Below are 12,452 nucleotides of genomic sequence, written 5' to 3' on the forward strand. Positions count from 1 at the left end.
TGAGGGGGAATGTTTATGACATGGGACTGGGCTATGGTAGCTAATCTGATCAACCCTAAGCTGCTGATTGTCTTAGCGGCGTGCTGGGTACTAGGAACGATTTTAAAAGGTACGCCAAAGGTGCCTAATTGGTCCATTGTCTATGCGGTTACAGCCTTTGCTGTGATCTTCACTGTGGCTATACTTGGGATGAGTCCTCAAAGTATCTTACAGGGTATCTTGTGTGGCTCTGTAGCGGTACATGGATATGAACTGGTCACGCAAGCTAAAAAGGGCGTAGACAAGTCATGAGGCAGGTCGATATGCGCGGTAGGTTGCCGGTTCATTCAAGTAAAAAATATGCAAAACGTAGCTTAAGCGACATTCGCTCCATTGCCATCCATCATTCCCTTACTACTTCGGGGAGCGCTACGGCTTTTGCAAACTATCACGTTCGAACAAATGACTGGCCGGGGATCGCATACACCTACGTTATTGATAAAGACGGTACGGTTAACTGGTGCTGGGATTGGGACGTCATCTCCTATCATGTAGGAGACAGCAATCGCCATGCCCTGGGTATTTGTTTGGTGGGAGATTTTCGGACTCAGCAGCCAACACCCGAGCAATATGCAGCAGCAATCAAATTGGTCAGGATGCTACAAGATAAGATCCCCTGTGCAACAGAAGTAAAAGGCCATTCGGAATTTCCGGGCTATTCGTGGAAGAAGTGCCCTGTTATAAACATGGACGAGTTCCGGAAAGACGTGAAGGAGGATGAGATCATGCTTGATAAAGGCGTGGCGAACACAGTCATCAACACATGGATTAAACCGGCTTGGCATGAGGCAGACAAAGCAAATGACGTAAAGGCCAAGGGTTACATGAACTGGTTGGCAAATGAACTTCGTATTGCTTCCGGGCAGCAGCCAGAATAGAAGGGAGATAACCATGCCAGATCCTAATCAATACGCACCAAGCGGCGGCGGCATCGTACGATCTAATGGCTCTGTAGCAAACCTTGGAGACGGAATTGAAGCAGACGGAAGCCGGGCAGTTACGAATGTGGGAACCAAAGTTCAGATTAAGTCCGGAAATTTGTCGGCTCCCGAGACCATTGCGGCGGGAGCTTACTACCAAACAGCGACCATTCAACTCGGCAGCGGTGCACAAAAGCTTTCAGTCACCATTAAAGGAATGACGCAAAATTATGACGTATATGTAATTGCCTTGCCGGTTAGCACAACGAACTTTTCAGTAGGAGCTGGGGCGCTTGCTTCGGGTCAGCCTGCCCTTGCAGCCGGTTATTTCCGAAGTCATACAGTTCCCCCGGACAGCATTCCCTATGGACTGCCGAACAAATACGCGGCAGTCAGAGTTGTGAATAAAGGCTCTGTTGACGCCCAACTTGAAGACATTATACTTACATTCGTCTGAAACGAAAATCCCACCTGGAGCCGTTATTGGCCGGGTGGGATTTTTTTAGTTCTCGCTTATTTTACGTTTCCATACCTTCAAACTTATGCTTACTCCAATCCCCATAATTAGCCACTGTATCATCCCTATTCCGATGTTGTTTTGCGTCAGTGAAACCTCAAACGACTGATGTATCATCATCGCCACCATAAACCCCGCAGCGAGTCGTACGCGCTTATCTTTCCGGCCGTGCCACATGATTCCCCAAATCGTTGTGAGGATCGTGAATAAAAAGCCGACTCCGACCCAACCACTTTGTAAGGCCGTCTGTAAGAATAAATTATGCGCTGATAGCTTGAAACCGAATCTAGTCAGAGGCGTTTCTGTCCCGTATCCAAAATATGGACGTTCAGAAATAATATTGAGAAGGGCCGGCCAAATCTTTTCCCGACCAGAGAGGATGTTTTTGTCCGAAACTGTTTTTGAGGCTTCACGCGCTCCTTCGATAAAAGAGTAGTTGTTAAGTTCGGGATAGATAAAAATGATTGCAAGTACAAGTCCTATGATACCAATGAAAAACATGATGTATCCAAGCTGGCTTGATGCAATTACACTCCAGAAAATGTATACAAAGATCGCCGCGGCCAACGCCAAGATCAACGTCCTTGAATCGGTGAAGTAAATTATGACGAGAAAGGGAAGGGTGAAAATCGACCAGAACACAGGGATTTCCTTGCAGAAAATCTTCGAGAGAGGGAAGTAAAGTAAAAAAGCAAAGTATGCACCGAGTACATTTGGATTTGTGGTAAAGCCTGCGAATCCGTGTTTAAAACCTTCATCCGATAGCTGCAGGAAGGTTACCCCTCCGAGAATTATAGATATCCAAGCAATAACAACTATTCCCCGGCTGCTCCATTCAGCGGCAGAAGCCAAACAAAACAAGCTAATGACCGATACAAAACTAAAAAGCTTAAGGCCAAAAAATCCGGTGCCATTAAAGTATCCTGTGACCATACTGAGTATGACGAACCCAAAAGATAAAAAAATGATCCGATGCAAGCCGTTATAAAAGTTATTGCTCATCTGAAGTGAACCAAGGATCGAAAGATAAAAAACTACGAGTACCAGACCTAGAGAAACAAGCCCCACATTTTTTAATGAACTGCTCTCCGAAAGGATGAACAAACCGGAGAAAGATAGCAAGACTACTATTAAGTTCAGTACCGTTAATCTTTGTTCTTTAGGTTGTACATAAAACAATTGAATCAGTCCTTTATATGTAATTTGTGACTTCGTCAGCCAATTAGCTGACATTATAAATTAAGAATATCATCTGCGTATCTACTATCAAGTTAAATGATACAAAATGATAAAAATTTTACAGGAAATGGTCGTTTCGGTCATCTTGTTCTTATTGAATTTTATAAACGGACTAACATTCTATACCTCTTAACGGCAAAACCTCCTATAATTCGTCGAAGGAATCGACACGCCCGTCTGACGAATATAATGGTCATGGAGGTGCTTGTACGTGATCTGTCATATTAAATCCATACTGGCGCGGCTCGGTCCAAAACCACCAACTATGGGCAATCTTGCCGAGGCTATTGGCGTAAGCAGAAATACGATATCAAGTCTCGCAAAAAATGAATATTCGCCAAACCTTGAAATGGCGTATGACATTAGAGATACACTTAACCGTTGGGCTATTGAAAGGCAAATGGATTTAAAATGGACAGTTGAAGATATCTGGATCAAATAATTGCACGGTAAAAGGTGCATCATCACGGTATACCATGCATACACTAAACCATCAGAGCAAAGGAGATGGTTTCAGTGCAGAAAGAAACAGTTTACCGCATCCAGTACAGCGGCGGCAGTATAAGCAGCGTCAGAGCGTCAAGAGAGCTTATGAAGGGGCCAAGTGCTGGAGAAACCTTAGGGCATTGGTTCGTGATCATACTGGGCATTTTGGCCGCGGAAGGATGGTGGATGCTGTGGGCATGATCCATCCTGTGCATCAACGCCTCGCGGAGCTGTGGCAGGTCAATTTAAAACGGCCACTCACGGAGCCGGAGCTTGCGGAGATGAACCAATGCTTAAGCGTCAACGTCCGACTTTGCTTCAAGAATGCCTACCTGGAGAATTGTTCCTTGTTGGCGTCCATGACCAATGACATCGACTGGCAGCACGAAATTTGCCTTGATATCGAAACGTTGCAGTACCCCGAGACAAAGAAAAAGCCGGGCCACAAGGGCACCGACTAAGGAACTACCACACTTTATTATATTCAGACAGAGCCCGGCCCATTCGTGGATATGGGCTCTTTTAATGCCCTCTGAACAGCAACGATCTTTAAATCGTAGAGTATGTGCAAGATGATTGGAAGCAGCAGGCTGCCTGTTAAAAAGTACAGCCAAGTCATAACCGCGCCAAATATAAATGATGATATTATGCCGGATGGCCCCTGTGCAAAGTGAACGATACCAAATATTACAGCCACGATACCCGCGCTGGCAAGTACGGATAACCCCCATAGCTCAATCCCGTAGTTGTATAGAAATCCTCGATACAAAACCTCTTCGGTTATTCCAACCGTGATCGAAACCCATACAAATAAGCGTTGCTGCCGATTGGTAGTCGGGAAAGTATGTTGCCTCTTTTGATAACTCCGAAGTGCCTCTGCCTTAAGCTCGTTATTATGCCTGATTAAAATAAGGGGAGCCACATTGACAACGATCAAATAGGCAAGTGCCACGGCGAGTAAAGTGTGCCAAAGCCAGCCTAACTCTAGCGAGTGCCGGACCCAAAATACAGAAGGATCTGTTATAACAGCAGGGAGAGCAGCTATCCAGTAAACTCCGTGCAGTACAAAGTAGGCCTGCTCTTTTGATGCTCCAGAATTTGCAAGCTTCAATCTACGCTGTTCGAAATATCCGCTCACTGGTATAACTACGCAAATATAGACAGCAATAATGAAATGAAAGAGTTGCATTCAAATTCCTTTCTTTGCGAGAAATTAATACAATGTATTACAAAATCTAGTAGATATATCTAATACAAAGTATTATACTACAGTCAGATAGAAATTTATGGAATGGGTGGTGTAGATGAGCAATAAACGACCTAAGATACCGCCATTGTGCGGCACCAAGGAGGTCGCTGAAATATTAGGGATTACTCGATATAATGTACCAAATACACGTAAAACAAAAGGGTTTCCAGACCCCATAACATACATTGGTACCAGGCCTGTCTGGTTACAATCCGATATTATAGCCTACAAAGAAAAAAGAAAATCGCGAAGAAGCGAGGATAGTTCAGAATGAGGACTCTTGTTGAATTAATAGTCACAGTCATTTATTTCTCCACGCTTGTAATTCTTACCTTCTCAATATTCAAGATCCCGGTCCGAAACAATGACAAGCAAATCGCAATCATTGGCCTTGTGGTCGGATCAACGTTGTATTACTGCAAAGACATTATCGAAACACCAATATTTTTCTTGATCATTTTACTAGTATTCATCCTGAGCTTAATGGTACTACGTAAATATCCATTGCTCTATTCATTCATCGTAGCGTCAACTGGTCTGATTACCTCATCCCTTGCAGATGGACTTGCGTCCTCAGCAGCAATGAAGTTAAAGCTCACAACAATAGACTTGATGCGGAACGACTTAGTTCACTTTGTTGGAATTCATCTTGTTGTATCAGTTCTATTCCTTGTCGTAGCTACCGGTCTGGTGAGAACCAAAACGGGCTTTTCCTTCGTGGTTAGAAGGTTTAGCGGTAAGCAACCCATTAACAAAAACAATTTCATTTGGGCCCTTGTGTTGGTTATCGGAATATTAATCCTCCAGTTTACCATTAAGCCTTTTTATGACTTCCAAGGTGTTATCTTAATCTCTGTATTTGCGGTGATCGTGATAATTTTACTGATTGCCTATCGTCAGAATGCTAAGGTTCTCAAAGACAGGTTTGGGAAGGAATAGCCTATGGATGTCGTCGATAAAATAGCAATACATTTTGCTGAGACTATACATAATAACGCCAAAGATTCTTCTTCAGTCGCGGTTTTGAAATATGCGATAGCTGCCGTTCTAAATTTCCTTGTGTTCTTTCTGATCGTTACCTTTATATGCAGCGTAACCGGCCATTTTATAGATGGCCTTATAGCTTCTATGGCATTTCCTGCTCTTCGGTATTTTAGTGGGGGCTTTCATCTTAAATCAGCTACAGCATGCAATATTATATCGGCTGCGCTTGTTCTTCTGGCTGTTCTTACTCCGATCGGATGGGATTGGTGGTTCGTTCTCTTAGCGGCTACTATACTTGCATTCACAGCCCCTAATAACGTGAAGAGAAGCAAACTGCCGGCCAAGTACTATCCCGTGCTTAAGATCATTGCGGTCGGGATTGTTTTGTCAAACTTCCTCTTTCACTCGGATGTTCTCGCAAAAGTTTTTTTGCTTCAATCTCTCACGACTCTCGGAATCTTCCAAAAGGTTCTTGATGGGTATAAATTTTAGCTAAAAGGAGAAATGTACTCATGAAACAAGCCGTAGCATCCGCAGCAAACAAATTTTTTACTGTTGTAGCAAAAAAGTTGGTCCTCACTAACTGCTCATGGATCTGCCACCGGGCAGAAGCTCCAGAAGAACTATTCAAATAATATTTTTTATAAAGAGTCCCTGCCTGAAAATGGCGGGGATTTTTTTGTTTACTCTTGCCCAAAAGGGATTATAATTAAGAACAAATGTTCTTATTTGAGGGAGGGAAATTAATGTTACCAGATATCGAACGAAAGGTTTTACGCATCCTCTACAATTTTGCAAATAACCACGGAAGAATGCCTGATCTGACAGAGTTGGAAACGAAGTCCGGGAGCAATCAAGAGAGTCTTAAACTGGCTTTAGCAGGTCTTCGGGAAAAGGGCTATATCATTGGTGACAGGCTATCAGAGGTAAAGATCATTGAACCGTGGCCACGGGAAAAGCAAGAAGAAACGAAAACATACATAAGTCCTTGGACGGAGTAGAGGGTGGAACAGGATGGGAAAGAAACTCGAAGGCAATGGTTTGTATGAGTCCAGCAGAATGATGCTGCCGGAACACAAGGAGGCGATTCGGCGGCAACTGAAAGACCTTAACAAGCGAACCAAGCCAGTGCTTGATGAGCAGGAATGGGAGCTCATTACGCGATCTATGGCATACTCCTATACGGAGCAGCAGCAGATTACGCTAGTTTTGTTCGAGCCGTTCAAAAATGTCGAAAAGACTGGAATCATTACAAAGCTCGACCAACAGCTTAAGCAAATACGTTTGGATTATGAGGATGACTGGGAATGGATTAAGATGGGGGATATTATAAAAATTAGTACATAATAAGTTAGCTATTCAAAATTTGTGAAATAACGTGTTATAATCGACATACGGCTCACGGAAACCGTTAGCCTTCTCAAATGGGAGGAGGTGAGAACGGTGGAGGTTAAAGACGCTTTAATGCTTATGATTACTTTTGCAGTTATGATTATTGCACTGGTAAATACGTCTGGGCAAAAAGAAAAGGACCCAATCCCCCAAAAGGAAGTAGTCCTGATCTTCGTAAAATGAAGCTAGCCGTAAAGAAGGAACCATTGATGGTGACGCATCTTTGGTTTCTTTTCTTTTGCCGATACTTTCTTTTACCAGTACTTTCTTTGGCATTAGCAAAGCAGCAGTAAAGTTATCTTTACTTTACTTACACTCCCTATTCTAACACATGAAAAAAGGTATTGTTAATACCTATTGTATATTTGAATGTTATTTTCTATACTCAGTTCAACGTTACATATTTCACATTTAAGACGGGGGTTAGAATATGTGGATAGATGAGCTTGTAGAAAAGTTGTTTCCCGTAGATGGACGTGAAGTGAAATACGACGAGGCTTGTGCCCTTTTGAGTAAAAATGTTCCTTCATCACTATATAAATATAGAGCTTACAGTGATTACGCGATAACAAATCTAAAAAATGATACCATATGGTTTAATAAATCAAGTGCTTTAAATGATCCTTATGATTGTTCATTGACATTTGATTTCTCAAATCTTATAGAAAAGAGAATTGTTGCATCGACAATTGATATAATGTTAAAAACATATCAACCAGAATTACCAGAAGAAGAATTAAAAAAATTATATAATCTCGAGTATGAGAAAGTACTGGAATTCGCGCTTAGTTTTGATCATGATTTATCAAATAATCCTGACGAAATCCAAAAATTTGTTCAAATAGTTGTTGAAATATTGAAAAGAGAAGGAAGTGACTATTTAACCAGTTACATAGAAAGCACTCAAGAATGGAACTTTTTAAGTTGCTTTAGTGAAATTAACGATTCTATTTTAATGTGGAGTCATTATACACACAATCATCAAGGGTTCTGCTTAGAGTATGACTTTAGACAAACAGTATTAGAAAGGCCACTTTCTATAGTACCTGTTATATATTCGAATCAAGTTGTTGATATCTCTAAATACCTGCTATATTCTTTTCAAGAACAAGAGAAGTTTAATGGTCATGTATTTAAGTATGCTGCAATGAATAAGTCAACGGAATGGTCATATGAAAAAGAATGGCGTATCATAATACCTTATGGATCTTATGAAAAAGACGGCTTTAATTCCTCATTTGCTCCCATTAAAGCAATTTATTTGGGAACAAAAATAAATTCAAAGCATAGAGAAGAAATTTTAGAAATTGCTCGAGGAAAACAAATTAACGTGTTTCAAATGGTTATGAAAAGAAATGAATTTAAACTATATCCCGAACAAATATTATAATAAAATTTATTTTGACTTCTTTCTCCTTGAAGTGAATAAAATGAAAATCAAAAAAGGCCAGGGATGTTTTCCCATGGCCTTTTCTTACCGATGCTTTCGGATTAGTTAAATTATACCAAATGTGCTGTTCTTGTCAAGAAGATTATGCTTGATCTTCTACTGGACGAAAAAGTTTGAAAATTGAGCGGTGTCTGATCTTAATTGCTGTGCTTAGTTCCTCTTCATTCAAAGCGAATGGCATTCCCTTGTGGGAAATGTGGCGTATGACCATCTCGTAGCAAGCCCGCTCTTGCGTTTCTAAATCCATCTTAGCATTAAGCATAATGTGGTACATACCCGGCAAGGTCTCAATGTAAGCTCCAGCCACACATCCCATATCCTCGGGTCCGCTAATCCTTATCCCTAAATGACGTGCAGCTTTATAGGGACAGTTAACTGAGATTTCCTCAAAAACTGATTCGATTGACATAAATACACACTCCCCCAAGCTTTGATTCTTATATTATTTTTGTTACGATAGAGAGGAAAATATTACTTTGTATGGAGCGCTCCGGATGAAATATATCATCGGACGCTGCCTTTTGCCGGAGTTATTAAAAGAACTGGGATGGACTCAACAGGAGTTAGCCGAAAAACTTGGGGTAACTCGACAACAGGTTAACAAATGGTGTGCAGGTATACAGAAAATGAATGTGGCGACATTATTTTCTGTAGCACATACACTAGAAGTAGAACCTGAAAGACTGTATGAGCTGATCCAAGTCAATACCTCTGTTCGTCAAAGGCGGCTACCACCTAAGAAGAATCCCGATTAAGGGTTTTCTTCCGGGGAGTCTGTCAGCCAAATAGCTTACAAAGTAGCATCTCTAAAGCAAGCCTCATAAATATTACAAATCTGTAACACAATGTAAATAGCTTATGAGAATAATATATCACACGTTATTTAGAATTTCTTCCTTTTTTTTCATATTCTAGATCAGACAGGAATGTGTATCTCATGTAACTCATGACATGTCTTAACTTTTCTTCAGTTACACCCTTCGCACGGAATAACTCTTCAGTCTCAGACATGAACTTTTTGTACATTGTCTGCTCTTCATCAGATAAACCTTCGATTGAATTTTCTTCTCGATACGGTGAATCACTTCTTCCTAAAAGGTAATCAGTAGTTACGTTGAATAGGTCTGCCGCTTTAACAAGAGTGTCGTATTTTGGCGTAGCTCCTTTGGGTCCATCTGTTTCATATTTAGAAATACTGACCCGCGATACACCTAACTTTTCGGCCAGTTCATCTTGTGTCCAACCCCGCTTTTCGCGTAATTGGGCGAAACGCTTTGCAAATGAGTACACTAGGACTCAACTCCTAAATTTTGATGTAATGGAAAATTACGGTTGCGTAACCAAAAGTGACGTGCTATGATTCACTCATACCCCAGCGAGAGGAGGTGAAGCTGAAAATGCACACCGATCTTGAAAATCCATTCCGTTTGTATCGAACCTCGCTTGACTTAACTCAAAAAGAGCTTGCCGAAAAACTTGGGGTTACCGAGACCACTGTCAGAAACATTGAAAGTGGTCGAAAGGGAACTAGCCCGGAAATTATGCAAAAAGCTTCTGAAATCTTCAAAAAGCCCGTTCAAGATGTATTCCCAAATCATCCAATGTTTAAACTGATTAAGTTATGTAAGTAATTAGTTGCGATGGTACGTTATGTGTGATAACAATTTGATTATATACCGTAACCATTGGTTACGCAAGTGTAATTTAGTAGTATTTCTGCTAGGTTTATATTGTTGTGCCTTCGAGGTGAATGAAATGAACATTATCGTAACTATTTATTACGATTGAAGGTGAATAAATGAGTCAACAAATTATCGAAGACATTCGGCACTCGCTCGGATATGTGATCGCCTGGATGCTGCCGGAGGATAAAAACTTAGACCTTATAGATTTATCTCGTAACCTTCGCCACATTCATCCTGACGACCGACAATTTTTCTTACTCATCGTTCTCGAATTGATCCGCTGCTATTCGGAAAGGAGAAATAACAGTGACGAGTCTGAGGCAATTAAATCAGTCGTTCGAAATCCACAGGCGTTTGATTGAACTGTACCGCTTGCTAAATGCTGACATTCTGCCAGCCGGAGTAGAGTGGCTAAGAAATGAAATATATGAATTGGAGGCTGAGTTAAATGCCTAACCTTGATCGTTTTGGAGTAGGCCGTCGAGATCCGCAAGACGCTCCTGAGTCTCCTTATCACTGCCAAGAGTGCGATGAGACTATTGGATACGGCGAAAAGGCGTGGACAATAACTGGGGCCCTATGGTGTTCTGATCGGTGCTTAGCAAAAGGGATTGCTGAATTAGTGACTGTGGGAAGCAGTGACCTATGAACGAAGAAACTGAATTCGGGCCATTTATCGGAATGCTTTGGGTGTTGTCTATTTACGGATGGGTTGCCCTGATTGGATGGTGGGTGTGGTGTTAGCTAAACGCCTGGTTAGTACAGTTAATATGACTCATGATGACTGGCTAACTTGGAGGCGTAAAGGCATTGGCGGTTCGGACGTAGCGCCTATTTGCAATATGAGCCGGTATAGATCCCCGATGGAAGTTTATTTGGACAAAACGGGCGAGATAGGCCCAATCGCAGATAACGCAAAAATGGAGGCCGGGAGAAAGCTTGAACCGCTTATTGCCGATTGGTTCGCTGAAAAGACTGGTTACAAGGTCTGGCGGCAAAACTGCATATTCCAACATCCTAATCATGATTTCATGCTTGCAAACATCGACCGTTGGATTCCTGGTTTGAATGCTGGGCTTGAATGTAAAAACACCTCAGAATACAGCCGCGACGACTGGTCAGGCTTACAGGCTCCAACTGAATATATCCTGCAATGTAATCACTATATGGCCGTTACGGGGGCGGAAAGATGGTTCCTAGCCGTCCTGATCGGTGGATGGGATTTTCACTGGTGTGTAGTGGAGCGTGACGAGAGCCTCATCGAAAACCTCATCACAATAGAGCATGACTTCTGGAATAATAAGATTTTAACGAAAACTCCCCCAGATTTTTCTCACCAAGATACCTCACGATTAAACGAAATGTACCCTATATCGAAACCCACAACTATCGAGCTAGACGAATCAGCTTACCCAATTATGCAGCAGCTATATGAAGCGCGACGAATTAAAACCAATGTTTTAGAACAAGAGGAAACCGCAAAGAACCGCCTTAAGGCTATGATGGGCGACGCGGAAAAAGCTTATTGGCAAGGTGAGCTCGCTTTTACTTGGAAGACTACCGCGAGAGGCAGGACATTCAAGGTAATCGGAGGTAGCGCGAATGAGTAAACAAGTCGATCAAAGTGATATTTCTAAGCAGCTTGCCACTAAGGTAAATAACCCTCCTGCAGAAAAGTCAAAGACCGTTTTTGATCTTATTAAGTCGATGGAAAACGGGTTCAAGCGTGCTTTACCAGAACACATCGGTCATGAAAGATTTGTTCGCATAGCTTTAACGATTGTAAAGACAAACCCAAAGCTGATGAAATGTGATGCTATGAGCATTATAGCCGCGTTAATGCAGTCTGCTCAGCTAGGACTAGAGCCTAATACCCCAACAAAGGAAGCTCATCTTATTCCAAGATCAAATAAAAGAATTGTTGATGGGAAGGAAGTTTGGGTGGATGAAGCTCAATTTCAAATTGGCTACAGAGGATTGGTGAAATTGGTATGGCAATCGGGGATAGTTTCTGAAATTGATTGCGACATGATTTGTGAAGGAGACAAAATAGTCTACGAAAAAGGGAAAGACGGGACATTTAAGCATATCCCTCTTATTGATGGTGAACGTGGTGAGCCTTATGCCTACTATGCTTATGCTGTAACCAGAGATGGTGGCTTTGTCTGTACGGTGATGTCAAAGAAAGAAATTTTAAAACATGCACATAAATTCACAAAATCTAAAGATAAAAAGAGCGGAGAACTATACGGCCCTTGGAAAGATGATTTTGATAGCATGGCACTAAAAACAGTATTGATTGCGTTAAGTGATAAGAAGCTTCCTAAGAGTTCTGCACTTCAACAAATGATTGCTCAAGACGGCACTATCAAAAGAGAAGTTAGTGATGACATGTCCGAAATTGTCGATGTGACGGATTACACCGTGTTAGAGGATGGTGAAGGCGATGTTCCGGCTGAATCCGGCTCCGAAACCAAAGCATAGACGGATT

At 41.8% G+C, this 12,452-nt stretch carries 22 protein-coding genes; 18 read left to right on the forward strand and 4 right to left on the reverse strand.

The genetic code is table 11. The annotated features are described in order from the left end of the window. Window positions 1-15 precede the first annotated feature (15 nt). From AC58P5_RS18200 to AC58P5_RS18210, 3 genes are read left to right on the forward strand one after another with little or no spacing between them, the layout of a single operon-like run. On the forward strand, window positions 16-291 hold the full coding sequence (locus AC58P5_RS18200; protein ID WP_497388921.1) for a phage holin family protein: 276 nt from the start codon (window positions 16-18) through the stop codon (window positions 289-291). Then, window positions 288-917, forward strand: a complete 630-nt coding sequence (locus AC58P5_RS18205; protein ID WP_497388923.1) for a peptidoglycan recognition protein family protein — start codon at window positions 288-290, stop codon at window positions 915-917. The genes AC58P5_RS18200 and AC58P5_RS18205 overlap by 4 nt, the downstream gene beginning before the upstream one ends. Window positions 918-930: 13 nt before the next feature. Beyond that, on the forward strand, window positions 931-1,416 hold the full coding sequence (locus AC58P5_RS18210) for a hypothetical protein (RefSeq protein ID WP_497388925.1): 486 nt from the start codon (window positions 931-933) through the stop codon (window positions 1,414-1,416). Between the two features lie 45 nt (window positions 1,417-1,461). Here the strand turns inward: AC58P5_RS18210 and AC58P5_RS18215 are convergent, their stop codons facing one another. Further along, the gene (locus AC58P5_RS18215; RefSeq protein ID WP_497388927.1) at window positions 1,462-2,655 is read right to left on the reverse strand and encodes an O-antigen ligase family protein; all 1,194 of its coding nucleotides are present in this window, start codon (window positions 2,653-2,655) and stop codon (window positions 1,462-1,464) included. A gap of 271 nt (window positions 2,656-2,926) precedes the next feature. On the opposite strand from AC58P5_RS18215, the gene AC58P5_RS18220 reads away from it, so the two are divergent. The 3 genes from AC58P5_RS18220 (at window position 2,927) to AC58P5_RS18230 (ending at window position 3,662) form a co-directional block, all read left to right on the forward strand. Next, entirely contained in the window at window positions 2,927-3,157 is a 231-nt protein-coding gene (locus AC58P5_RS18220; protein ID WP_497388929.1) for a helix-turn-helix transcriptional regulator, read from the forward strand. A 74-nt stretch (window positions 3,158-3,231) separates the two neighbouring features. Then, on the forward strand, window positions 3,232-3,402 hold the full coding sequence (locus AC58P5_RS18225; RefSeq protein WP_497388931.1) for a hypothetical protein: 171 nt from the start codon (window positions 3,232-3,234) through the stop codon (window positions 3,400-3,402). Next, window positions 3,399-3,662, forward strand: coding sequence for a DUF7667 family protein (locus AC58P5_RS18230; protein WP_497389121.1), 264 nt, complete (start codon window positions 3,399-3,401; stop codon window positions 3,660-3,662). The genes AC58P5_RS18225 and AC58P5_RS18230 overlap by 4 nt, the downstream gene beginning before the upstream one ends. 23 nt (window positions 3,663-3,685) lie before the next feature. Here the strand turns inward: AC58P5_RS18230 and AC58P5_RS18235 are convergent, their stop codons facing one another. Continuing rightward, a complete protein-coding gene (locus tag AC58P5_RS18235; protein WP_497388933.1) occupies window positions 3,686-4,390 on the reverse strand; it encodes a CPBP family intramembrane glutamic endopeptidase in 705 nt (234 codons plus the stop codon). 330 nt (window positions 4,391-4,720) lie between these two features. Between AC58P5_RS18235 and AC58P5_RS18240 the strand changes: the two genes are divergently transcribed. The 7 genes from AC58P5_RS18240 to AC58P5_RS18270 all read left to right on the forward strand — a co-directional run bounded on the left by AC58P5_RS18240 (window position 4,721) and on the right by AC58P5_RS18270 (window position 8,216). Next, a complete protein-coding gene (locus AC58P5_RS18240) occupies window positions 4,721-5,389 on the forward strand; it encodes a hypothetical protein (RefSeq protein ID WP_497388935.1) in 669 nt (222 codons plus the stop codon). 3 nt (window positions 5,390-5,392) lie between these two features. Beyond that, window positions 5,393-5,926, forward strand: coding sequence for an accessory gene regulator B family protein (locus AC58P5_RS18245; protein WP_497388937.1), 534 nt, complete (start codon window positions 5,393-5,395; stop codon window positions 5,924-5,926). 20 nt (window positions 5,927-5,946) lie between these two features. Beyond that, complete coding sequence (locus tag AC58P5_RS18250) at window positions 5,947-6,069, forward strand: cyclic lactone autoinducer peptide (protein ID WP_497388939.1); 123 nt, start codon at window positions 5,947-5,949, stop codon at window positions 6,067-6,069. 111 nt (window positions 6,070-6,180) lie between these two features. Then, a complete protein-coding gene (locus tag AC58P5_RS18255) occupies window positions 6,181-6,435 on the forward strand; it encodes a hypothetical protein (RefSeq protein WP_497388941.1) in 255 nt (84 codons plus the stop codon). 13 nt (window positions 6,436-6,448) lie between these two features. Then, entirely contained in the window at window positions 6,449-6,781 is a 333-nt protein-coding gene (locus AC58P5_RS18260; RefSeq protein ID WP_497388943.1) for a YolD-like family protein, read from the forward strand. Window positions 6,782-6,877: 96 nt separating this feature from the next. Then, window positions 6,878-7,009 carry a putative holin-like toxin gene (locus tag AC58P5_RS18265; protein ID WP_497388945.1) on the forward strand — a complete coding sequence of 44 codons (132 nt, stop codon included), beginning with the start codon at window positions 6,878-6,880 and terminating at the stop codon, window positions 7,007-7,009. Window positions 7,010-7,256: 247 nt separating this feature from the next. Further along, entirely contained in the window at window positions 7,257-8,216 is a 960-nt protein-coding gene (locus AC58P5_RS18270) for a DUF2971 domain-containing protein (protein WP_497388947.1), read from the forward strand. Between the two features lie 142 nt (window positions 8,217-8,358). Here AC58P5_RS18270 and AC58P5_RS18275 read toward each other — a convergent pair whose 3' ends face one another. After that, entirely contained in the window at window positions 8,359-8,685 is a 327-nt protein-coding gene (locus AC58P5_RS18275; RefSeq protein WP_497388949.1) for a hypothetical protein, read from the reverse strand. Window positions 8,686-8,770: 85 nt separating this feature from the next. On the opposite strand from AC58P5_RS18275, the gene AC58P5_RS18280 reads away from it, so the two are divergent. Further along, a complete protein-coding gene (locus tag AC58P5_RS18280) occupies window positions 8,771-9,031 on the forward strand; it encodes a helix-turn-helix transcriptional regulator (RefSeq protein WP_497388951.1) in 261 nt (86 codons plus the stop codon). Between the two features lie 124 nt (window positions 9,032-9,155). On the opposite strand, the gene AC58P5_RS18285 is transcribed toward AC58P5_RS18280, so the two are convergent. Beyond that, window positions 9,156-9,566: a helix-turn-helix domain-containing protein gene (locus tag AC58P5_RS18285; RefSeq protein ID WP_497388953.1), complete on the reverse strand. Its 411-nt coding sequence runs from the start codon at window positions 9,564-9,566 to the stop codon at window positions 9,156-9,158. A gap of 107 nt (window positions 9,567-9,673) precedes the next feature. Between AC58P5_RS18285 and AC58P5_RS18290 the strand changes: the two genes are divergently transcribed. From AC58P5_RS18290 to AC58P5_RS18305, 4 genes are all read left to right on the forward strand, one after another. Next, window positions 9,674-9,907: a helix-turn-helix transcriptional regulator gene (locus AC58P5_RS18290; protein WP_497388955.1), complete on the forward strand. Its 234-nt coding sequence runs from the start codon at window positions 9,674-9,676 to the stop codon at window positions 9,905-9,907. Window positions 9,908-10,074: 167 nt separating this feature from the next. Next, entirely contained in the window at window positions 10,075-10,323 is a 249-nt protein-coding gene (locus tag AC58P5_RS18295) for a hypothetical protein (RefSeq protein WP_497388957.1), read from the forward strand. 363 nt (window positions 10,324-10,686) lie between these two features. Next, window positions 10,687-11,571 (forward strand): YqaJ viral recombinase family nuclease, encoded by an 885-nt coding sequence (locus AC58P5_RS18300; RefSeq protein WP_497388959.1) that lies wholly within the window; start codon window positions 10,687-10,689, stop codon window positions 11,569-11,571. Continuing rightward, entirely contained in the window at window positions 11,564-12,445 is an 882-nt protein-coding gene (locus AC58P5_RS18305; protein ID WP_497388961.1) for a recombinase RecT, read from the forward strand. The genes AC58P5_RS18300 and AC58P5_RS18305 overlap by 8 nt, the downstream gene beginning before the upstream one ends. The last annotated feature ends 7 nt before the right edge of the window (window positions 12,446-12,452 follow it).

The sequence above is a fragment of the Paenibacillus sp. JT31N7 genome (assembly GCF_059692095.1).